The sequence below is a fragment of the Corynebacterium pyruviciproducens ATCC BAA-1742 genome (assembly GCF_000411375.1).
Classification (GTDB): domain Bacteria; phylum Actinomycetota; class Actinomycetes; order Mycobacteriales; family Mycobacteriaceae; genus Corynebacterium; species Corynebacterium pyruviciproducens.
This window is the reverse complement of sequence record NZ_KE150446.1, coordinates 1,349,846-1,371,111: the sequence shown is the minus strand read 5'-3', so window position 1 is coordinate 1,371,111 and position 21,266 is coordinate 1,349,846. Positions and strand designations below refer to the sequence as shown.

At 61.3% G+C, this 21,266-nt stretch carries 20 protein-coding genes, 1 tRNA gene and 1 pseudogene; 15 read left to right on the top strand and 7 right to left on the bottom strand.

Annotated elements, in window-relative coordinates; all coding sequences use genetic code 11:
* Positions 1-74: 74 nt before the first annotated feature.
* Together HMPREF1219_RS05940 and HMPREF1219_RS05935 are read left to right on the top strand one after the other, a co-directional pair.
* Positions 75-959, top strand: coding sequence for an ROK family protein (locus HMPREF1219_RS05940; RefSeq protein ID WP_016457991.1), 885 nt, complete (start codon positions 75-77; stop codon positions 957-959).
* Positions 946-1,626: an N-acetylmannosamine-6-phosphate 2-epimerase gene (locus tag HMPREF1219_RS05935; protein ID WP_016457990.1), complete on the top strand. Its 681-nt coding sequence runs from the start codon at positions 946-948 to the stop codon at positions 1,624-1,626. The genes HMPREF1219_RS05940 and HMPREF1219_RS05935 overlap by 14 nt, the downstream gene beginning before the upstream one ends.
* Here HMPREF1219_RS05935 and HMPREF1219_RS05930 read toward each other — a convergent pair.
* Entirely contained in the window at positions 1,619-2,425 is an 807-nt protein-coding gene (locus HMPREF1219_RS05930) for a FadR/GntR family transcriptional regulator (RefSeq protein WP_016457989.1), read from the bottom strand. The genes HMPREF1219_RS05935 and HMPREF1219_RS05930 overlap by 8 nt on opposite strands.
* A gap of 215 nt (positions 2,426-2,640) precedes the next feature.
* On the opposite strand from HMPREF1219_RS05930, the gene HMPREF1219_RS05925 reads away from it, so the two are divergent.
* The 6 genes from HMPREF1219_RS05925 to HMPREF1219_RS05900 all read left to right on the top strand — a co-directional run bounded on the left by HMPREF1219_RS05925 (position 2,641) and on the right by HMPREF1219_RS05900 (position 9,865).
* On the top strand, positions 2,641-4,215 hold the full coding sequence (locus HMPREF1219_RS05925) for an ABC transporter substrate-binding protein (protein WP_016457988.1): 1,575 nt from the start codon (positions 2,641-2,643) through the stop codon (positions 4,213-4,215).
* Positions 4,216-4,280: 65 nt separating this feature from the next.
* Entirely contained in the window at positions 4,281-5,228 is a 948-nt protein-coding gene (locus HMPREF1219_RS05920) for an ABC transporter permease (protein ID WP_016457987.1), read from the top strand.
* A 6-nt stretch (positions 5,229-5,234) separates the two neighbouring features.
* Positions 5,235-7,289, top strand: coding sequence for a dipeptide/oligopeptide/nickel ABC transporter permease/ATP-binding protein (locus HMPREF1219_RS05915; RefSeq protein ID WP_016457986.1), 2,055 nt, complete (start codon positions 5,235-5,237; stop codon positions 7,287-7,289).
* The gene (locus HMPREF1219_RS05910; RefSeq protein WP_016457985.1) at positions 7,286-8,104 is read left to right on the top strand and encodes an ABC transporter ATP-binding protein; all 819 of its coding nucleotides are present in this window, start codon (positions 7,286-7,288) and stop codon (positions 8,102-8,104) included. Before HMPREF1219_RS05915 ends, HMPREF1219_RS05910 begins: the two co-directional genes overlap by 4 nt.
* Positions 8,105-8,113: 9 nt before the next feature.
* Positions 8,114-9,028 carry a dihydrodipicolinate synthase family protein gene (locus HMPREF1219_RS05905; protein WP_016457984.1) on the top strand — a complete coding sequence of 305 codons (915 nt, stop codon included), beginning with the start codon at positions 8,114-8,116 and terminating at the stop codon, positions 9,026-9,028.
* A gap of 6 nt (positions 9,029-9,034) precedes the next feature.
* On the top strand, positions 9,035-9,865 hold the full coding sequence (locus HMPREF1219_RS05900; protein WP_016457983.1) for an alpha/beta hydrolase: 831 nt from the start codon (positions 9,035-9,037) through the stop codon (positions 9,863-9,865).
* Positions 9,866-10,007: 142 nt separating this feature from the next.
* Here the strand turns inward: HMPREF1219_RS05900 and HMPREF1219_RS05895 are convergent, their stop codons facing one another.
* Positions 10,008-10,262 carry a hypothetical protein gene (locus HMPREF1219_RS05895; RefSeq protein WP_016457982.1) on the bottom strand — a complete coding sequence of 85 codons (255 nt, stop codon included), beginning with the start codon at positions 10,260-10,262 and terminating at the stop codon, positions 10,008-10,010.
* Between the two features lie 176 nt (positions 10,263-10,438).
* On the opposite strand from HMPREF1219_RS05895, the gene HMPREF1219_RS05890 reads away from it, so the two are divergent.
* A complete protein-coding gene (locus HMPREF1219_RS05890) occupies positions 10,439-11,131 on the top strand; it encodes an AIM24 family protein (protein WP_016457981.1) in 693 nt (230 codons plus the stop codon).
* A gap of 26 nt (positions 11,132-11,157) precedes the next feature.
* On the opposite strand, the gene HMPREF1219_RS05885 is transcribed toward HMPREF1219_RS05890, so the two are convergent.
* A complete protein-coding gene (locus HMPREF1219_RS05885; RefSeq protein WP_016457980.1) occupies positions 11,158-11,652 on the bottom strand; it encodes a hypothetical protein in 495 nt (164 codons plus the stop codon).
* A gap of 592 nt (positions 11,653-12,244) precedes the next feature.
* Here HMPREF1219_RS05885 and HMPREF1219_RS12500 point away from each other — a divergent pair.
* The gene (locus HMPREF1219_RS12500; RefSeq protein WP_245554403.1) at positions 12,245-12,622 is read left to right on the top strand and encodes a hypothetical protein; all 378 of its coding nucleotides are present in this window, start codon (positions 12,245-12,247) and stop codon (positions 12,620-12,622) included.
* Positions 12,623-13,450: 828 nt separating this feature from the next.
* Positions 13,451-14,649: pseudogene (locus HMPREF1219_RS05875) on the top strand (IS481 family transposase).
* A gap of 94 nt (positions 14,650-14,743) precedes the next feature.
* Here HMPREF1219_RS05875 and HMPREF1219_RS05865 read toward each other — a convergent pair.
* Positions 14,744-14,817: transfer RNA gene (locus HMPREF1219_RS05865), tRNA-Arg, on the bottom strand.
* A 60-nt stretch (positions 14,818-14,877) separates the two neighbouring features.
* Between HMPREF1219_RS05865 and HMPREF1219_RS05860 the strand changes: the two genes are divergently transcribed.
* From HMPREF1219_RS05860 to ettA, 4 genes are all read left to right on the top strand, one after another.
* A complete protein-coding gene (locus HMPREF1219_RS05860) occupies positions 14,878-16,866 on the top strand; it encodes a bifunctional copper resistance protein CopD/cytochrome c oxidase assembly protein (protein ID WP_016457976.1) in 1,989 nt (662 codons plus the stop codon).
* 125 nt (positions 16,867-16,991) lie between these two features.
* Positions 16,992-17,549, top strand: a complete 558-nt coding sequence (locus HMPREF1219_RS05855) for a single-stranded DNA-binding protein (protein ID WP_016457975.1) — start codon at positions 16,992-16,994, stop codon at positions 17,547-17,549.
* Positions 17,550-17,607: 58 nt separating this feature from the next.
* The gene (locus HMPREF1219_RS05850; protein WP_016457974.1) at positions 17,608-18,216 is read left to right on the top strand and encodes a cation efflux transmembrane domain-containing protein; all 609 of its coding nucleotides are present in this window, start codon (positions 17,608-17,610) and stop codon (positions 18,214-18,216) included.
* A 69-nt stretch (positions 18,217-18,285) separates the two neighbouring features.
* Complete coding sequence (gene ettA, locus HMPREF1219_RS05845; protein WP_016457973.1) at positions 18,286-19,953, top strand: energy-dependent translational throttle protein EttA; 1,668 nt, start codon at positions 18,286-18,288, stop codon at positions 19,951-19,953.
* Between the two features lie 140 nt (positions 19,954-20,093).
* Here ettA and HMPREF1219_RS05840 read toward each other — a convergent pair whose 3' ends face one another.
* From HMPREF1219_RS05840 to HMPREF1219_RS05830, 3 genes are all read right to left on the bottom strand, one after another.
* On the bottom strand, positions 20,094-20,429 hold the full coding sequence (locus HMPREF1219_RS05840; RefSeq protein ID WP_016457972.1) for a DUF202 domain-containing protein: 336 nt from the start codon (positions 20,427-20,429) through the stop codon (positions 20,094-20,096).
* Positions 20,426-20,800 carry a YidH family protein gene (locus tag HMPREF1219_RS05835; protein WP_040426973.1) on the bottom strand — a complete coding sequence of 125 codons (375 nt, stop codon included), beginning with the start codon at positions 20,798-20,800 and terminating at the stop codon, positions 20,426-20,428. The genes HMPREF1219_RS05840 and HMPREF1219_RS05835 overlap by 4 nt, the downstream gene beginning before the upstream one ends.
* 64 nt (positions 20,801-20,864) lie before the next feature.
* Complete coding sequence (locus HMPREF1219_RS05830) at positions 20,865-21,263, bottom strand: globin (RefSeq protein WP_051120486.1); 399 nt, start codon at positions 21,261-21,263, stop codon at positions 20,865-20,867.
* Positions 21,264-21,266 lie beyond the last annotated feature (3 nt).

Here is a 21,266-nt window from a genome sequence, read left to right as displayed (position 1 = left end):
CCGTCCTTGTGGCTCGGTATCTGATACTCTTATGATGTCTGATGTTAGCTATTTTTACAAGTAAAAGGAACAAAATGGCAACAGTAATCAGCCTCGACATTGGCGGCACCAAAATCGCCGCCGCCCGCGTCACGGGCGGCACCGCCGAGCGCATCCTCACTATCCCCACCCCCGCCCACGACGGGCCCGAGGCGATCCTCGACGCGGCCGCCGGGCTGGTCTCCCAGCTGGGGACGGCACCCGTCGGTGTCTCGTCGGCGGGCCTCATCGACCCGTTCCGCGGCGTGGTGCAGTTCGCAACGAGCCAACTCACCGGCTGGAAGGGCACTGACGTCGCCGGGGGGCTTACGGCCCGGCTCGGGGTTCCGGTTAGTGTGCTTAACGACGTCCAGTCCCACGCCCTTGGTGAGTACCTCTACGGGGCAGGGAAGGGCCACCCCTCCATGCTGCTCGTCGCCCCCGGCACAGGCATCGGCGGCGGCGTCATCCTCGAGGGAAAACTGTTATTGGGTAAACACTTCGCCGCCGGGCACGTGGGCCACGTCGACGTCCACGGCGCCGAGGGAGTGGAGTGCACGTGTGGGCGCGCCGGGCACGTGGAGGCCATCGCCAGCGGCTACGGCATCGAGCACGAGTATGAGAAGGCGACCGGGGTGCACAAGATGGGGGCGGAGATCTCCACTGACCCCGCCGGGCGTGACGTCCTGGCCACCGCGGGCCACGCGTTCGGCCGGCTCATCGGTGGGCTTGTCAACGTCTTCGACCCGGGGCTCGTGGTCACCGCGGGCTCCGTGCTCAAGGCGGGCCCGGTGTGGGAGGACGCCTTCCACCGCGGGTTTGAGGAGTGCTGCATGGAACTGTTGAGTGACACGCCCATCGTCCACGGAACGTTAGAGAACGCGGCGCTCATCGGTGCTGCCGCGTGGGTTGAAGAAAGGAAACAATATGAAGCACGTTAATCTCGCAGATCTGAAGGGCAAGCTGGTGGTCTCCTGCCAGGCTTACCCCGGCGAGCCGATGCGCCACCCGGAGACGATGGCGCAGGTGGCGCAGGCCGTGGTTGAGGGCGGCGCGGCCGCCGTGCGGCTGCAGGGGCTGGAGGATATTAGGCAGACCTGCAAGGTTGTCGATGTCCCCATCATCGGGCTGGTGAAGGAGGGTCACGAGGGCGTGTACATTACGCCCACCCTGGAACTGTGTATCGCGGTTGCCGACGCCGGGGCGGATGTGGTGGCACTGGACGCGACGACGCGACCGCGACCTGACGGGCTGACCTTTGGGGAGACCGTCGACAAGCTAAAGAAGGAGCGCCCGGACGTGCTCATCATGGCGGACTGTGACTGCATGGAATCGGCGCAGCAGGCCGTGGAGGCGGGAGTGGACGTCATCTCCACCACGCTCGCGGGCTACACGGAGGTGCGGGAGAAGACAGAGGGGCCGGACCTCGAGCTACTGGCGCAGATGCATGAGACGTACCCCGAGGTGCCGCTCATCTGCGAGGGTCGGATTCACTCCGGTGCGGATGCCAAGGCCGCCCTCGACGCCGGCGCGGACACCATCGTGGTGGGCACGGCGATCACGCACCCCACCTCGATCACCTCGTGGTTTGTGGAGGCGATTAAGTAGTCTCCAGCCCGCGCGCCTTGTTCCGCGCCTCGTCGAGGTTGCGGAGCAGGGGAGCGTAGTGGCTGAACACTGCCTCTTTGTACTGCTCGAGGTTGCCGGCCTCGGCGGCGGCGAGGATATCGCCGTGGGCAGAGGCGGTGAGCAGGATGTCCTTGGCGGTGGCCACCTGAAGCATCGGTTGGATGGCGGTGTGCACATCCCAGAACGCCTCGGTGAGCTGCCGAAACAGCTGGTTATCCAGGGGGGAGAGCAGCTTGGTGTGGAAGTACTTGTCCTCCTCGGGGAAGGAATCGCCACGAGCAGCGATCTCCTCCATCTTCTCCACCACCTTGTGCAGGGCCTCGGAGTACTTGCCCTTCCACGCGTGCACAACGGCGGGGGCGAAGGCGAGGTCGAGGGCCTGGCGGACCTCGACAATCTCAATGAGGACGCGGTAATCGGAGCCCGGGTTGAGGAGGCCACGGAAGACAAGGAGTTCCACCATGGGGTCCATGGACGCGTTGGCCACGAACGTGCCGTAGCCGTGCCGGACCTCGACAATGTCCAAGGCGGTGAGGTTGGAGATGGCCTCGCGGACGGACGAGCGGGAGACCCCGAGATCCTCGCAGATGGAGGCCTCGGTGGGCAGCGGGTCGCCGGGCTGCAGGTTGTTTTGGAGGATGTAGTCCTTGATCGCGGCCATTGTTTCGTAGCTGCGCCCGTGCCTGCGGGTGGGGGAGTGGGTGAGCTTTTGCTCCGTGGCGGCGCTTACAGGGCGAAGTGTTGGTCTTCCGCTGGTGGTCTTTCCCTTTGAGGTCATTGCGTACTCCTATCTTCCAAAAGCTCGTTACATCTTACTATAGGACACCGCGTTATCTGATGTCGGGTATTGTGGTGAACTCCGTCATATCCGGGTGTGATGAAAAAAATACCCCCGAACCACAAAACTTCTTGAAGTTAGATGTCTGACATCATATTCTGGGTATAACCATTTCAACGAACTGGCAACAACCGGTTTGATTTAGAGAGGTAAGAATGAAGAATCTCAAGAAGGGCGTTGTGGCGATCGTCGCCTCCCTCGCCCTCACGTTGACCGCCTGCGGCGGTTCCTCTGAAACGTCCTCCTCCTCGGCAGCGGGTGGCGAAACCACCGCCAGCCAGGGTGGGGAGATCAACCTCGGTGTGGCCTACGAGACCACCAACTATGACCCGTCGAGCACGTCTTCGGCCCTGGCGATGGGCACCAACTGGCACGTGGTCGAGGGCCTGTACGAGCTCAACATGAGCGATTACACCACCCGCAACGCGCTGGCCAAGGATGCCCCCGTCAAGGTGAGCGACACCGAGTACGAGGTGACGCTGCGCGACGGCGCGAAGTTCTCCGACGGCACCGATGTTACCTCCGCCGACGTGGTGGAATCCTTCAATCGCGCGACGGCCAAGGGCAACATCTACGAGTCCTTCCTCACCTTCATCGATTCGGTGGAGGCCAAGGATGACACCACCGTCACCATCAAGCTCAAGGCACCGTTCTCCATGGTGGAGAAGCGCCTGGCCACGGTGAAGATCGTGCCCGCCGCATCCACCAAGGATGAGATGACCTCCATGCCGATCGGCTCCGGCCCGTGGAAGTACGAGTCCATCACCGACTCCAAGATCACGGCCGTGCCGAACGAGTACTACAACGGCGACGAGAAGTACGCCGCTAAGGCCGACAAGATGGTGTGGGACGTGATCAAGGACGACACCGCCCGCACCACCGCCGCCCAGTCCGGCACCATCGACATCATGGAGGCAGTCCCCGCGGACAACGCCAGCATGCTCGAGGCCGCCGGCATGGAGGTCAAGGAAGTGGACGGCTTCAACCTCCCGTTCCTCCTGTTCAACACCGCCAAGGCCCCGTTTGATAACGCCAAGGTGCGCCAGGCCTTCCTCTACGCGGTGAACACCGACATGCTTATCCAGAACAATATGAGCGGCAAGGCCAAGGAGGCCACGAGCTTCCTGCCGGAGAGCCACCCGAACTACCACAAGGCGGCCACCCAGTTCAGCTACGATCCCGAGAAGGCCAAGTCCCTCCTCGAGGAAGCTGGAGTGAAGGACCTCTCCGTCACCCTCCTCACCACCGATCACCCGTGGATTTCTGACCTCGCCCCGCAGATCAAGTCCGATCTCGAGGCCGTGGGCATCAAGACCTCCATCCAGTCTGAGGCCTCCGCGTCCCTCTACGCCAACAACCTCGACGTAGAGAACCCCACCTTCGACCTGGCGCTCGCGCCCGGCGATCCGTCCGTGTTCGGTAACGACCCGGCACTGCTCATCAACTGGTGGTACGGCGACAACGTGTGGACCAAGCAGCGCACGTTCTGGCAGAAGTCCGACCCGGCCAAGTTCGCAGAGCTCAAGGCACTCATGGACGAGTCCACGCAGCTCGAGGGCGACGCCCAGCAGGAGAAGTGGAACGAGGCAATGGACCTGATCTCCAACGAGGTCCCGCTCTACCCGCTCTTCCACCGCACCATGATCACCGGCTACAACGCTGACAAGCTCGAGGGCTTTGAGCCCATCGGCACCACGGGCCTGTGGGCCCTGGGAGTCTCCACTAAGTAGCCCACCTAAAAAGCGTCGCTTGTAACTGAACTCGCGGCGCTTTTGTTTTAAAGGAGAAATACAAGGTGAACACATTAATCCGCCTCATAGGTAGGCGACTTGTGGCCCTGCCGCTCATGATCTTGGGCGTCACCTTCCTCGTTTTCGTGCTGATGAGCTTGTCGCCCATTGATCCGGCGTATTCGGCACTGGGGGAGAACGCAACGCCCGCAGCGTTAGAGGCCTACCGTGAAAGCCACGGGCTCAATGATCCGTGGATCGTTCAGTTCGGCAGTTACGTTGCCGGCCTCCTGCAGGGCGACCTTGGCACCTACGGTGTCGGCGAGGATTCCGTCTCCGCCAAGGTCTTCACCGCCCTCCCGATTACGATGCAACTGACCTTCATCGGCCTGTTCATCGCCATCATCTTCTCGTTCCCGCTCGGCGTGCTCGCCGCTCTCTACCGCGACCGCTGGCCCGACCAGGTGATCCGCATCATCTCCATCGCGTGCCTGGCCACCCCCAGCTTCTGGCTGGCGATCCTGCTCATCCTCGTGTTCATGGGGAAGCTGCCCGTCGCCGGCGCGTTGCCCGCCTTTGGGGACGATCCATCCGGCTGGTTCCAGCGCATGCTGTTGCCCTCGTTCGCGCTGGCGGTGCCCGTCATCGGCCAGATGACGCGCATCGTGCGCACCTCGATGGTGGAGGAGCTGGATAACGATTACGTCCGCACGGCGCTCGGCGCGGGGATTCCCAAGCACATCGTCGTTTCCCGCAACGTCCTGCGCAACGCGCTTATCACCCCGGTGACGGTGCTCGGCCTGCGCGTCGGCTACCTCATGGGTGGCGCCGTGGTCATCGAGATCATCTTCAACCTGCCCGGCATGGGCCGCGTGCTCATCGACGGCATTACGCAGAACTGGGTCACCGTGGTCCAGGGCGCAACACTCGTGGTCGCCATCGCGTTCATCGTGGTGAACATCGTGGTTGACCTCCTCTACATCCTCATCAACCCGAGGATCAGGACGGTGTAACAAGAAATGACAAAGCTAGACAAAGTCACAGCCCCTGGCGTGAAGTTCCAGGGCCTCAAACGGATGAGCACGGGTTCCAAGATCGCGCTCGTGATCCTCGCGCTCATCGCCCTCTCGGCGATCTTCGCACCGCTCCTCGCGCCGCACGACCCCACGGCCATCGACCTCAAGGGCCAGCCGCCGTCGGGCGAATTCTGGTTCGGCACCGATAACCTCGGCCGCGACGTGTTCAGCCGCCTCCTCTACGGTGGCCGCTACTCGCTCACGGTGGGGCTCGCCGCCACCGGCCTGGCGCTCGTCGCCGGCGCCATCTTCGGCTCCATTGCCGCCGTCTCCGGCAAGGTGGTCTCCGAGATCATCATGCGCATCATGGACATCATCATGTCCATCCCCGGCATCGCCCTGGCGGCCGTGGCCGTCGTGGTGTTCAAGAACCCCGAGCACCCGGAAAAGATGCTCGGCGTCATCATCGCCGCCATCGGGTTCGTCTACATTCCGCAGCTCACCCGCATCGTTCGCGCCAACGTGCTGAGCGAGTACGGCGAGGATTACGTCAACGCTGTCGTCGTCTCCGGCGCCCGCGCGCCGTGGATCCTGGTCAAGCACGTCGCCCGCAACACTGCGGCACCCGTGCTCGTGTTCGCCACCGTGCTCGTGGCCGACGCTATCATCCTCGAGGCGTCGCTCACCTTCATCGGCGCCGGTCTGCAGGAGCCGACCCCCACGTGGGGCAACATTTTGAGCTCCGCGCAGCAGGGCGTGTTGCGCGGCGAGTGGTGGCAGGCGCTGTTCCCGGGACTGGCCATCATGATCACCGTGCTGTGCCTCAACATCCTCAGCGAGGGCATTACCGACGCCATGGTCGCGGCCCCCACCGGCCCCGTTGTGGCCGAGCACCGCGAAGAGGACCAGCTCCTCGCCGATCCCGTCAGGGCCTACAGCACCCAGCACGACGCCCTCGTGGCCAGGCTCGACCGCCTGCGCGAGGTGGAGCTCACCCGCACAGACCGCTACGCGCCCGCGCCGGGCACCACGCCGCTGCTCGAGGTGCGCGACCTGTGCATCAGGTTCCCCCGCCACGGCGAGGTGAACGTGGTGGACCACGTGAGCTTCTCCGTGGCCGCCGGCGAAACCATGGGGCTTGTGGGCGAGTCCGGTTGTGGCAAGTCCATCACGGCGTTTGCCATCATGGGGCTATTGGATCCCAAGGCCGAGATCAGCGGCGAGGTGTTCTACAAGGGCGAGGATCTGCTCAAGATGGATCCCGAGAAGCGCCGCGGGCTGCTCGGCCACGAGATGGCCATGATCTACCAGGATGCGCTGTCGGCCCTCAACCCGTCCATGCTCATCAAGTCCCAGATGGCGCAGCTGACCAAGCGCGGCGGCACCCGCTCCGCCGAGGAGCTGCTGGAACTTGTGGGGCTCGACCCCAAGCGGACGCTGGAGAGCTACCCGCACGAGCTGTCCGGTGGACAGCGCCAGCGCGTGCTCATCGCCATGGCGCTCACCCGCGACCCCAACCTCATCATCGCCGACGAGCCCACCACCGCCCTCGACGTGACGGTGCAGAAGCAGGTCATCGAGCTGATCAAGAACCTACAGGAGAAGCTCGGGTTCGCCATGGTGTTCGTCTCCCATGACCTGGCGCTCGTGGCGGAGGTGGCATACTCCATCACCGTCATGTACGCCGGCCAGGTCATCGAGCAGGCCTCCACGCGGGAGCTGCTCACCGACCCGCAGCACGAGTACACCCGCGGCCTCTTGGGCGCCGTCCTGTCCATCGAGGCGGGCTCGGGTCGCCTGCACCAGGTCCCCGGTACGGTTCCGAGCCCCCAGGACTTCCCGGTGGGCGACCGGTTCGCGCCGCGCTCGTCTCACCCGTCGGTGGGCCTTACCACCCCGCGGGTCATGCGGACGGTCCCCGGTACATACCACCTCTACGCTTCGCTTCCCGACGAGCTCCTGTGGGCCGCCGAGGAGGAGCGTGCCGGCAGGCTCACCCCGGGGCTTACCGACGATGATTATGCAGAGCTTGGAAAGAAACACGAGGCGACCAAATGAGTGTTCAACCCATCATTCAACTAGATGATATTAAGGTCCACTTCCGCAGCCGTACCGGCCCGCTCCTGCACCCCAACATTGTCAAGGCAGTCGACGGCGTGAGCCTCACACTCATGCCGGGCGAGACGATCGGCATCGTGGGCGAATCCGGCTGCGGCAAGTCCACCACCGCCAACGTCATGTGTGGCTTGCAAAAGCCCACGAGCGGCACGGTGTACTTCCGTGGCGAGGACGTGACCAAGCGGACGGCGGCGAACCGCAAGAAGATGGGCCGCGTCGTGTCCGTCGTGTTCCAGGATCCCTCCACTGCCCTCAACGCCCGCATGGTTGTGCGCGACCAGCTCAAAGACCCGCTCAACGTGCACAACGTGGGAGATAAGGAGGGGCGCGACGCCGAGGTGGAGGAACTCATCTCGCTGGTGGGGCTCCCGCACTCGGCGCTCGATGCCCTGCCGGGGCAGCTCTCCGGCGGCCAGCGCCAGCGCGTGGCTATCGCCCGCGCGCTGGCCTTGAGCCCGGACGCGATCATCGCCGACGAGCCCACCTCGGCACTCGATGTGTCGGTGCGCGCCCAGATCCTCAACCTGCTCACGGACCTGAAGAACAGGCTCGGCCTGGCGATGGTGTTCATCTCTCACGATATCCAAACCGTCCGGTACGTCTCGGACAAGATCGTGGTGATGAACCACGGCAAGATCATCGAGCAAGGCTCCGCCAAGGAGATCTTCTCCAACCCGAAGGATGACTACACGCGGAAGCTCCTGGGTGCCGCGCCGTCCCTTCTCCACCCCGACATGACAAAGATAGAAAGCTAGTACGCAGTCATGACTGAATTTCATGGAGTCATTCCCCCCGTCGTCATCGCCCGCCACGAGGACGGCACCTTTGACGAGGAATCCACCACCAAGAACCTGAACCGCCTGTTGGAAGCCGGGGTGGACGGCTTGTTCATCCTTGGCAGCTCCGGCGAGGGTGCGTTTGTCACCGACACCGAGCGCGACCAGGTGGTGAAAAACGCCATCGCCGTCGCCGGCGGCAAGGTGCCGGTGCTCGTCGGCTGCATCGATACGCAGACCAGTCGCGTGATCGAGCACATCAAGCACGCAGAGGCCGCCGGTGCCGATGGCATCGTGGCCACCGCACCGTTCTACGCTCTCGGCGGCCTGCCCCAGGTGGAGCGCCACTTCCGGCTCCTCCACGAGGCGACGAGCCTGCCCATCTTCGCCTACGACATCCCCGTGTGCGTCCACGTCAAGCTTCCCCCGGAGCTCCTCATCAAGCTGGGCAAGGACGGAGTCCTCGCCGGGGTGAAGGATTCCTCTGGCGACGATGTCTCCTTCCGTTTCCTCACCCAGCTCAACGAGGAGGCCGGCCACCCGCTGCGCCTGTTCACCGGCCACGAGGTGGTCGTGGATGGTGCCTACCTGTCCGGCGCGGACGGCTCCGTGCCGGGCCTAGGCAACGTGGACCCGTGGGGCTATGTCCGCCAGTGGCAGGCCTACCAGAAGGGCGATTGGGAGACAGTTCGCGCAGAGCAGGATCGCCTGGCCCGCCTCATGCGGATCACGAGTGTTGCCACGAGCATTACCGGTTTCGGCGGCGGCGTGGGTGCCTTCAAGCAGGCCCTCAAGTTGCAGGGCATCTTCGCCTCCGCCAGGATGCCGGAGCCGGTGGCGGAGCTCACCGAGGAAGAAGTGGCGAAGATCCGCGAGATCCTCTCCGCCGAGGGAGTCCTGTAACCTCCCATGTACGTTGACCCGGACATTTCCCGCTGGCTTTCCACCCTCACGCCCGTGGACATCGCCGACCTGCCCGCCGCGCGGGTGGCCTCGGCGCAGAACCAGGCTTGCACGCGAGGTGCGAACCGTGAGTACAGGGGCCACTCCGGTGGCCCGTGGAAGGTGATTGGCCACGGGAGCCGGGTCATTGTCAACATTCATGGGGGAGGGTTCGTGCTGGGGAGCACCTCCAGTGACGACCCGGAAAACGAGCTCCTCACCCGCGAGCTCGGCTGCACGGTGGTCTCGCCGGAGTACGGGCTCGCCCCCGAGAATCCGTACCCCGGGCCGCTCACGCAATGCTGTCAGGCACTCACCTGGGTGGTGGACAACCTCGACCCGCGCCCCGTGGTCATGGGCCACTCGGCGGGCGGGGGACTAGCAGCGATGGTGACCCAGTGGGCCGTGGACAAGCGGATGGAACTGGGCGCGCAAGTGCTCATCGAACCGGAAGTGGACCCCAGGTGCGCGTCGGCAAGCATGAAAACCTACGCCGAGGGGCCCGTGTGGACCAAAGCCAACGGCGAGCTCTCGTGGCAGTACCTGCTCCAGGGGGAGAGGGTGGAGGTGCCGGCCAGGCTGGCGCCGCCGACGTACGTCATCGTCAACCAGTCGGACCCGTTACGGGACGAAGGAATTGCCTACGCGCTGCGGCTGGCGGATGCGGGGACTCCCGTCACCCTGAAAATGTACCCGGGCACCGTCCACGGCTCAATGAGTTGCATGGATGCGGCGGTTACAAGGAAAGCATACGAGGAACTGTTAGCGTTTCTAAAAGCTGCCTTTTCGCGGCGCTGATTCCATTCGACCTGGGACAATGGGCGCAAAGATCTGTCCCACCTTAGCCTGCGGTGGTAAACCATGCCGCGCCAATCGGCGAAGCGCACAGTAGCACCCCTAGGGCCCCACGGTGGCTCATAGAGGAGGTGCCAAAGACTAACTAATGAGTGTCCTCCGTTGTGGGGGTCGTCACCGGAATCTCATCTTCGAACACAGGTTCGGAGTCCGATGCCTTGTCCAAGATGAACTTTGTGCCCGCAACAATGAGGCACACTGCGGTGATAGTAAACGCCGGAACGGAGAAGATGGCCTGTGTCAAATTCCACCCATATGCAGTGCAAATGGCAAGTATCCCGAATGTCCAGCAGCCGAAGATGGCCAGTGAACATAAGGACTCCGTTGACGATAGTTTCATATCTACTACCGTAAATGAGTTGCTTCTTATGTGGTGTATCCGTGCTCACTAAATCCCACTAATGGGGGTGGAATTGTGTGGGAAATGTGAAAAATAGGCGCCATTTACTTCCGTCATGGTCACATCGCCACGCTCTCACAGAGCAAACAACGGGGCCCGTCCGTACACTGGGCACCATGCGATCACCTCTGTTTGATGCAGCTAATTTGGAAAACCAGACCCGCGAGCGCTGGACCCTCCAATCCACCAAGATGTTGCGCGTGGTGGTGACGGAGAACGAGCCGGTCATCGCCACCGCCGGGGCGATGGTTGCCTACCAGGGGCAGGTGAAGTTCAACCACCAGTCCTCCGGATCCCTGGGGAAGTTCTTGAAAAAGCAGCTCACCGGCGAAAACACGCCCATGATGCGGGTGACCGGCAATGGCGAGGTGTTCTTCGCCCGCGATGCCGCCACCGTGTTTCTCATGGAGCTGGAAGGTGTCGCCGATGTTCTCTCCGTCAACTCCAGCTCACTGTTGGCCTACGATCCCGCGCTCGATAGCGACATTCGCCGCTTGCGCGGTGCCGGGTCGCTCCTCAGTGGCTCGGGACTGTTTAACGTCACGCTCTCGGGCGCAGGAACCGTCGCCCTGTGCTCCAAGGGAATGCCGCTCGTTCTTGATTGCTCGGAGCAGCCGACCTTTGTGGACCCGCAGGCCGCCGTGTGCTGGTCCGCCAACCTCACCCCGGAGATCACCACGGACATCAATATCAGTACGCTCATCGGCCGTGGCTCCGGCGAGGCGTTCCAGATGCGTTTCTTCGGCCCCGGTTTCGTCGTGGTGCAGCCGTCCGAGGGAATCGGCATTCCGGTGCTCAAAGCGGAGTAGGCCGGCACCGCTGCCACCCGTCGCGCCTAGCGGCGGGCCTCGTTTTCGGTGAGGGTAAAGCTTGCCGCGCCGGTGCCGCAGATGACGCGGTCGGGCTCCACCTTGCAGTAGTTGTCTCCCACCTGGACGCGCTTGCCCTCCGTGAGCCGCAGGTTGCCGCGGGCGGTGGCATCGAGGTGCGTCCAGCCGATGCCGGTCGCGGTGGAGGTCACCGCGTTGAGGCCCGCGTGATTCCCTGCTGCTAAGGGGTGCACCGGCTCCTTCACCGCGGCATCCGCCCTGCACGTTGCGCCCTCGGCCGTCACCTGGCACAGCGCCTGCGCGTGCGGCCCCACCTGGGCGAGGAACCCGGGGCCAAAGAGTGCGGCATCGACGTTGGCGTACCCATCTGCCTGCTGCGTTGCGAACGCCTCGGCGGGGAGGAAACCGGCAGCCGCCTCGTAGGCATCGCCGCACACGGGCGCGCCCGTGGCGATACACGCGGAGGTGAGTGCGGAAACAATGGTGGAGAGAATATTCATACTTTTAACCCTAGCGGCCGGCGATGAGGAAGACGGTGGAATGGGGTGATCTGAGGCGGAGAGCCTTCAATCAATTGTGTGTGTGCGGGATCACCCTGTCCAAGGCACGGCTTGGTTGACACCTGTGAAATGGGGTCAAGTTGGTAATCTCGCTAAATCGATAGCACAGACTCATGAACAGTTCTTCTTCTCCGCGTCCTCCCCAGGTTTACCTTCCACTTTCTGCAGAAGGCACCGTGCATTTCGTTGATGAGGCGGGGGAGCAAGGGAACATTAGGGAAACACTTCGTGGTGGCCGCAGTGCGGACAACCGACCCCGATAGGCTGTCTCCAGCGATTCAAGCTTGTCGAGATCGGAATAGATTTACAAAAGCGGATGAGATTAAGTTCTCCAAGGTCACGCGTAACTCCGAGCCAATCCTTGGCGGAGATCTTTTCTGAGGCGGTGGCCAGCGGATGTACTTTTGGCGCTTTCGTCCTTGATAAGCGGCATTTTGATCCCTGGTCTGGTAGAGATCAGCGGCAGGGACACCTTTTTGCAACGGATCGATTGCTTCGAGGGCTCATTGTCCGTCGCGAGGCGAGTGTGGTCATGATGGATCATATCGATGTTCCTCAGGGAGTTTCTTACGGCGATGAACTCGCTACGTCTCTCAATTCGCGTTTTGGGAACAAACGAGTTGTCGCAGCCGTGAGCCTGGATTCAAGAACGTGCTCCGCTTTGCAGATTGCGGACTTGTTAGCGAGCGCTGTTTTTCATGCTAGGAAAAAAATAGAAGACAATGGTCTTGAAAGTTTCCTGGAGGACAGAACGCCAAAGGCACGACTATCAAAGGATATCGCTGCCATACTAGGTGAAACCTACTTTGTTGATTGCCGGACTAACCTGCTAAAACTGCAGACAAGTCACGAGAAATCTTGGACAGAATTGGCAAGACAAAGTGGCCAAAAACCAGATGCCGAGCCGTAGTCACAGACTAGATTGCCGGCTTCTCACGGGCCGAGTCACAGACTCACAACCCGTGCTAAGCGGATCCCCATTCCGCGTTTGTACCGCACTTACCGCGACGCCCCACCAACATGGTGGGGCGTTTGCTTCTCTTACGAGTTTGAGTTGAAGCTGTTGTGCGTCATCACAAAGTTGACAGTCTGGTTCTGCGGGATTGTTAGTGATAGCTGGCAGGTCAGTCGAGACATCGCTGACACTTTGTATCACCGCCAGGCAGGCGGTGATAGGTGACAGATCAGTCGCGACATAGTCGGCACATTCCATGGCACCATAAGCCATGAACACCTCCACAAACCGCGCGATACGATGCCAGGGCATCACCGTGTCAGACGCATCCCGCTGGTTTCACCGATCCGGCAATGGGGCTACGCACAGCTGGCACGCTAAGGCACAAGTGGCAGCGAGGCTCCCACATGCGCCTCTGGTTTTCGCATTCCGCATCACCACATCCAAGCCGGTACGGCAGATGCTACCAACCCACCACAATCTGGAACACCGCCCCCCACCAACGCAGAAGCCCCACCAGCTGGGAACTGTGTTCTCAACCGATGGGGCCAACTGTCAACCATGTCGCGACTCAAACTGTCAAGTATGTCCGGACTGATCACAACCGCGCCCCAGACAGTGTCCTGTGTCAGTACTTAGTTGACACCTTGGCTCTGCGGTTTTGTACATGACAGTTGACACATCAGTCAGGACATCGTTGACACAATGAGCACCTGTGCAGCACACGGTGATAGTTGACACCTCAGTCGAGACATAGTTGACACCCTGAGCCCATAATTATTCATGAGCTACGACAACCCCAACCTCGCCATCGTCAAAGCAATCACCGAACAACACCTCACCGTCAGCGAAGCCTCCGTTCGATTCAAGAGATCCCGGCAATGGATCTACACCCTGCTAAGGCGATACGAAGAAGGCGGCCCAGAGGCTGTTAAACCGCGATCCACAGCACCGAAAACACACCCCACCAAGGTCAGCGAGGAGGTGATCAAACAGATCATCAAAATCCGCAGAGAACTCGCCTCCAAAGGTGCAGACAACGGACCTGAAACCATCGCCTGGGTACTCGAGCAACGAGGTTTTCATGCGCCTGCAGAATCAACCATCCGGCGAATCCTCACCAAAAACGGCATGGTCACACCACAACCCAAAAAACGCCCGAAAGCCTATCTACGACGCTTTGAAGCAACCCTGCCCAACGAATGCTGGCAAGCAGATGTCACCTCCACCAGACTGCTCAATGGACAGGTTGTGGAGATCCTCGACTTCCTCGATGACCACAGTCGCTTCCTGCTATACCTAGGCGCCTATAAGCGTGTAGCTGGCCCCACCGTGGTCACAGCCGCCGAAACCATCACCAAAAAATACGGCTTCCCCCAATCCACCCTCACCGATAACGGCCTTGTCTTCACCGCCCGACTAGCCGGTGCCAAGGGAGGTAAAAACGGTTTTGAAAAATTCCTTGAAAAACACAGCATCCTGCAGAAAAACGGACGCGCAGGACACCCCCAAACCCAAGGAAAAATTGAACGCTTCCACCAAACACTAAAAAAATGGCTCCGCGCACGACCACCCGCAAAACCGTCAAAGACATGCAAAAACTCCTCGACGAATTCCGCCACTGGTACAACCACGAACGACCCCACAGGGCACTCGGACGACAAACACCCCACCAGGCATACACAACACTACCCAAAGCCAGCCCACAACCACTGGTCACAGAAGACAACCGCGTCAGACACGACAAAGTAGACAAAGCAGGAAGAATCACCCTCCGATTCGCAGGCCACATGCGCTACCTAGGCATAGGACGCGCACACGAAGCAACCCCCACACTCACCGTCATCCACGGCACCCACGCCGTAACCTCCAACGCCGAAACCGGAGAAATCATCGCCGAACACCACATCGACACCGGCCGCCGCTACCAACCCAACCAAATCAAGAACACCCAACAACGAAAAAACAGAAAAAACAAGTAACGCCGCAAAGCGAGAAACTGTTCTCGCCTCACGGCGTCACCTGTCAACCATGTCGCGACTGATAGTGTCAACTATGTCCCGACTGATCACACCGCGCCCCAGACAGGATTCGAACCCGCGACCAGCCGGGTAGAAACCGGATGCTCTAATCCGCTGAGCTACTGGGGCAGCGCATAAGATCGTACCCTTAGTTATCTTAAAACCTGAAAACGGGATAGCCTGGTATGCATGAAAGCTCGGCGTTCGCTTCCCGTCTACATGGTATTTGTGGTGGTGGCTGGCATCATCGGAGTCATCGTCTCCACGGTGTTCCTTGCCCAGTCGCTGGCCGCCATGGGCATCCCGGATCCAGGCCCCGCAACTACGGCGGGTCTGCCATTCTTCCGCTCAGCCGGGCTCATGCTCGCCTGCCTCGGCGTGGGCAGCTACTTGCTGGCGGCGTTCTTCATCCACCCGCAGGACCGGACGCAGCTGTCCACCACGGATCTCACCGTCGACGGTGCCATTGCGGTCCGCACAGGCAGCTGGGCGATGCTCTCCTGGGCGCTCATCGCAGCGTTCATGATCCCTCTCTATCTTTCCGACGTCTCGGGGGAGCCCCTCACCAAAACACTGCAACCAGCCATGTGGCCTGTGGCCATCGACCAGGTGTCCACGTCGTTCGCCTTCGAATGGGTGGCCATTTTCGCGTTCATCACCGGCGCGGCGGGACTTCTGGTGCGCCGCTGGCTGCCCACACCGTTCCTCCTCGTCGGTGCCATCATGACGATCGTGCCACTGGGCCTCGAGGGGCACTCCGCCACCGGCGGCAACCACGATTACGGCACCAACTCCTACCTGTGGCACCTACTGTTCCTCGTGTTGTGGGTCGGCGGCCTCATGGCGCTCATCGCCCACGCCCGCAGGCGCGGCCCCGAGCTCGACCTGGCGGTCAAGCGGTTCTCGCCCATGGCGCTCGTCGCCATCATCGCGATGGCCGCCTCGGGCCTCATCAACGCGGGCATCCGCCTGCACTTTATGGATTGGTTCACCTCCGGCTACGGGCTCGTGCTCGTGGGCAAGACGCTGCTCATGCTCATGTGCGGCGTGCTCGGTTACATCCACCGCGAGCGCACCATGCCGTATCTGAAGGAGAAGCCACAGCTCTTCACCCGCGTAGCCATCGTTGAGGTGATCGTCATGGCAGCGATCACGGGACTCGCGGTGTCGCTGGGGCGCACCCCGCCACCGCCACCGCGCACCGTGGACATCAACTCCATGGACATCCTCATCGGCTACCGGCTTGAGGTGCAAACCACCTTCTGGAACGTGTGGACCATGTGGCGGTTTGACCTCATGTTTGGCACCATCGCCATCGTCCTGGCGGCGATCTACCTGTGGAACGTGCGCAAGCACTCGTACTGGCCGTGGCAGCGCACCATGTGGTACATGATCGGCTGCGCCATGCTACTCCTCACCATGTGCAGTGGCATTGGCATGTACATCCCGGCGAGCTTCTCCATGCACATGGTGGGGCACATGATCCTCTCCATGGGCGTGCCGGTGTTCTGGGTGCTCGGCGGGCCACTCACCCTTATCAAGGAGACCCACAAGGGCGAGGACATTGAGTACATCATTGATGCCCTGGTCAACTGCCGGATCATGAAGGTCATCATGCACCCGGGCTTTAACACCGTGCAGTTCGTTGTTGTGTACTACATCCTCTACCTCACGCCGCTGTACGAGTACCTCGTGTGGGAGCACGCCGGCCACCTCGGCATGAACGTGGTGTTCATTCTCTCCGGCACTTTCTACTACTGGCAACTCATCGGCGTGGACCAACACCCGCACGATCGCAAACCGATGACCAACCTGTGGTGGCTCATGATTTCCCTGCCGTTCCACATGTACTTTGGGGTCTACCTCATGCAGCTCGGTGACGTGTTGGCGCTCCAGTTCTACAACGCCCTCCAGCTGCCGTGGAAACCGGACTTCCTGTGGGATCAGCGCGTCGGCGGTGGCATCGCCTGGGCTGCAGGCCAGTTCCCGCTCATCATCGTCTTCGGTGCCCTGCTGTGGCGGTGGTTCACCGAGGACAAGCGTGAGCAGGCCGAGTACGAGGAGAAGGCGACCATGGACAACGACGCGGAGCTGCGCGCCTACAACGAGTACCTCGATCAGATGCGTCGTGGTCAAATGCCGGATGCGGAGTATTTTAACAAAGAAATAAAAAAGTAGCTGTGGAATTCGCCAGTTATCCACAGCTTTCGGAATAACCGTGCCGGCCCTCGTTGCGGGGGCCGACCTTTCGCTGTTTTCTGGTGGCGCACACCATCCATGCCAACCAGAAAGGCGCAAAAACAATGTCAACAACCATGGTGACCCTCGTGGGGAACCTCTGCTCCGAGCCGGTGAAAAAGGTAAACCCACCGGCGGGCAACAACAAGGAAGAATCCACTCTCGTTACGTTCCGCGTCGCCTGCGACCGGAAGATCTTCACCGGCCAAGAAGATCACGGCAAGCCCATCTTCGATTCCACCGACATTCTCTACATGCCGGTGGAATGCTGGGGCGCCCTTGCCGTCAACGCCGCCGAAACCCTGCACACGGGCTCCCCCGTGGTCATCACAGGCAAGCTCTACACCTCCATGTGGGAGGAGCAGGTGGAGGGGGTAAACCAGCCCGTCAAGCGGTCCATGATCCGCTGCCGGGCCTTCCACATCGGGCCGGACCTGCTCCGCGGCATGTTCATGCCCTACGCTAAGGTGTGTTCCATGGCCGATGAGATGGCCAAGGAAAAGGTGAAGGAGCTGCGGGCGGCCGATCGCGCACAGCGCGAGCAGCAGCCGCAACAGCAAGCGCTCGATCCTCGCATCCGCCGCGAGGAGGTGCGGTCGAACCCCTCAACCAACGCGGCTTAGTGCCACCGCCTGGGTCCCCGCCATAGAGGTGACGGGGGCACCTTGGTAGAGTGGCCCCATGCCAACCGCACTCCTGAGGAGGACACTCCTCATCATCGCCGCGCTGAATTTCGCCTACTTCTTTGTGGAATTCGGCGTGGCGATCGCTATTTCTTCCGTCTCTCTCATCGCCGATTCCGTCGACTTCCTCGAGGATGCGTTTGTCAACACCCTCATCGTTATCGCCCTGGGCTGGAGCCTCAAGTGGCGGGCGCGTGTGGGGAAGATTATGACGGCCATCATCTGCCTTCCGGCGCTGGTAGCGGGAATACAAGCCATCGCCAAAGCGTTGAACCCCATAGTTCCGGATCCGTGGGCGTTGGCACTCACCGCAGGAGGCGCGGCGGTGGTCAACCTCGCTTGCTCCCTCATCCTCATGCGGGTGCGGCACCACGGTGGCTCGATGACCAGGGGCGCGTTTCTCATCGCCCGCAATGACGTGGTGGTCAACGTGCTCATCATTGCCTGCGGTTTCCTCACGTACTGGACGGCCTCCGGCTGGCCAGACATTATCCTCGGCGTGGTCATCATCGTGCTCAATGTGAGTGCGGCGAAGGAAGTGTGGGAGGCTGCCACGGAGGAGGAGCTGGCGGCGAAGGCGAAGGCCGGCGAGTTCGATGAAGATTAACTATCTCGCCGGTTTGCGGTAGCCTAAGCGGAGATATACGAGGGTTAAACGAGAAAGGTTGAAAACCCAGTGGGTGAATTTATTTACACGATGAAGAACGTGCGCAAGGCGCACGGCGACAAGGTGATCTTGGACAACGTCACCATGGCGTTTTACCCCGGGGCGAAGATCGGTGTGGTCGGCCCCAACGGCGCGGGTAAGTCCTCCATCTTGAAGATTATGGCCGGGCTTGACCACCCGTCCAACGGTGAGGCCTTCCTCGATCCGGGTGCCACCGTCGGCATCCTCCTGCAGGAGCCGCCGCTCAACGAGGAGAAGACCGTCCGCGGAAACGTGGAAGAGGGCCTCGGCGAGATTTACGAGAAGCTGCAGCGCTACGAGAAGATCGCCGAGGAAATGGCGACGAATTACACCGACGAGCTCATGGAGGAAATGGGCACGCTGCAGACGGAGCTGGATGCGGCCGACGCGTGGGAGATCGATTCCAAGATCGACCAGGCTATGGATGCGCTGCGCTGTCCGCCCGGCGATGCCCCTGTCACCAACCTTTCCGGTGGTGAGCGCCGCCGCGTGGCACTTGCCAAGCTCCTGCTCTCCGAGCCGGATCTTCTGCTTCTCGACGAGCCCACCAACCACCTCGACGCCGAGAGCGTTCTCTGGTTGGAGCAGCACCTGCAGAAGTACCCGGGTGCCGTCCTTGCCGTCACCCACGACCGCTACTTCCTCGACCACGTAGCCGAGTGGATCTGTGAGGTCGACCGCGGCCAGCTCTACCCCTACAAGGGCAACTACTCCACCTACCTGGAGACGAAGGCCGAGCGCCTCGAGGTCGCCGGCAAGAAGGATGCCAAGCTGCAGAAGCGCCTGAAGGACGAGTTGAAGTGGGTGCGCTCCGGTGCGAAGGCCCGCCAGGCCAAGAACAAGGCTCGTCTGGAGCGCTACGAGGAAATGGCGGCCGAGGCCGAGAAGTACAAGAAGCTCGACTTCGAGGAAATCCAGATCCCGACCCCGCCACGTCTGGGCAACCAGGTTGTGGAGGTCAAGAACCTGTACAAGGGCTTCGACGGTCGCACGCTCATCAAGGACCTCTCCTTCACCCTGCCGCGTAACGGCATCGTCGGTGTTATCGGCCCGAACGGCGTGGGCAAGACCACCCTGTTCAAGACGATCGTCGGCTTGGAGGAGCCGGATTCCGGTGAGGTCAAGGTTGGTCAGACGGTGAAGCTCAGCTACGTCGACCAGAACCGTGAGAACATCGACCCGGAGAAGACGGTGTGGGAGGTTGTGTCCGACGGCCTCGATTACATCCACGTCGGCCAAAACGAGATGCCGTCCCGCGCCTACATTTCCGCCTTCGGTTTCAAGGGTCCGGACCAGCAGAAGCCTGCCGGCGTCCTCTCCGGTGGTGAGCGTAACCGCCTCAACCTCGCGCTGACGCTGAAGAAGGGCGGCAACTTGATCCTCCTGGACGAGCCGACCAACGACCTCGATGTCGAGACCCTGTCCAGCCTGGAAAACGCCCTCACCAAGTTCCCGGGTTGCGCCGTGGTCATCTCCCACGACCGCTGGTTCCTCGACCGCACCTGTACCCACATCCTCGCCTGGGAGGGCAACTTTGAGGAGGGCAAGTGGTTCTGGTTCGAGGGTAACTTCGAGGACTACGAAAAGAACAAGGCCGAGCGCTACGGTGAGGACGCCCTCAAGTCCGGCGGTGTACACCGCAAGCTGAAGCGCTAAACCGTAAAAACGGCTACATAAAACTACCAAGGCTCTGGCCCGACTGTGATCGGGGCCAGAGCCGTTTTAGATTACAAAAGTTTGCACTCACGCGAACCGTTCTGCGCCGAGGAACCAGGGGTAATCCGCAGGATGTGAGGTTAAACCGACGCGTTGAAAAAAATCATCGCAATTGTGACCGCACCAAAACACACGAGGAGCCCCGCCAGCCCAAACACGCCCCACACATTGGGTCCAGCTTCCTCTTCACGGATGGCTTCCACACCGTGTGCATACCTGCTCCGGTGGGTTATAAGGATGGTTGCTGCTGCGGTGAGCAGCAGTGCCACGGCGATAAACACCACCGGGCCATAAGCATCGACGAATTTAATCTGCGTTGCAGAACAGACACATGTGGCCAGCACTGTGCGTGACCACGACAATGTTGTTCGTTCAGGCTGCAGCCCCGGATCGTCATGAGTGGGAAGCGGTGTCATCGAAGGAACAACCAGATAATCACCGCGCAGGCAATAAACGCCGCCACCGACAGTAAAGGAATAACTGCCGGCATGGGGAGTGGCCGTCCGGTGCGCATGGCCCGCTCGACACGCACCCAGCGAAATGCCGCACCGCCGGCGATCACCATTCCCACAGCGGTGACAAAAATGGCCAGCCACATGCGCACCGCCGGCCCCAGGCCAGCAATTGGAAAGGCCTCAATAGCAATACCACCGGCTAAAAACGCCAGTGCCGTTCGCGTCCAGGCAAGAAATGTGCGCTCATTGGCCAGAGTGAAGCGTGGATCTGGTTCCTCACCCTCGGGAAACACCGCCCGAGCCAGTGCTGATCTGTCGCTGGAAGTAGTCACCCCACCATTGTAAGGGGCACAGCCACACAACCGCCCGGACAATCAGATTCCGCGGCCAGGCGCGCTACTGGTTACGCATCGCCGCCGCAGCACGGGTGAAATAAGCTTCCATCTGCGGGCGCACATTCTCCGGTGTCTCCGCTGCGTCCAGCGCGTCCCGCATACAAGAGAGCCAATGCTGCTCAGCTTCTTCACTGACCGCATAAGGCATATGGCGGCGGCGGAGCATTGGGGCCCCACGGTTTTGATTGAATAGCTGGGGGCCGCCGAAATACTGGATGAGAAACCACGTCAGGCGCTCCTGCGCCCCGCTCATATCTTCCTCGGGATACATTGGGAGCAACACCGGATCATTGCGCACGCCATCATAAAAAGCTGCAGCTAAGCGGTGAAAATAAGCTTCACCAAGGAGCTCGTAAACGGTCGCGGACGAATCACCAACCTGTGGGTTACCCAATTCCATGGC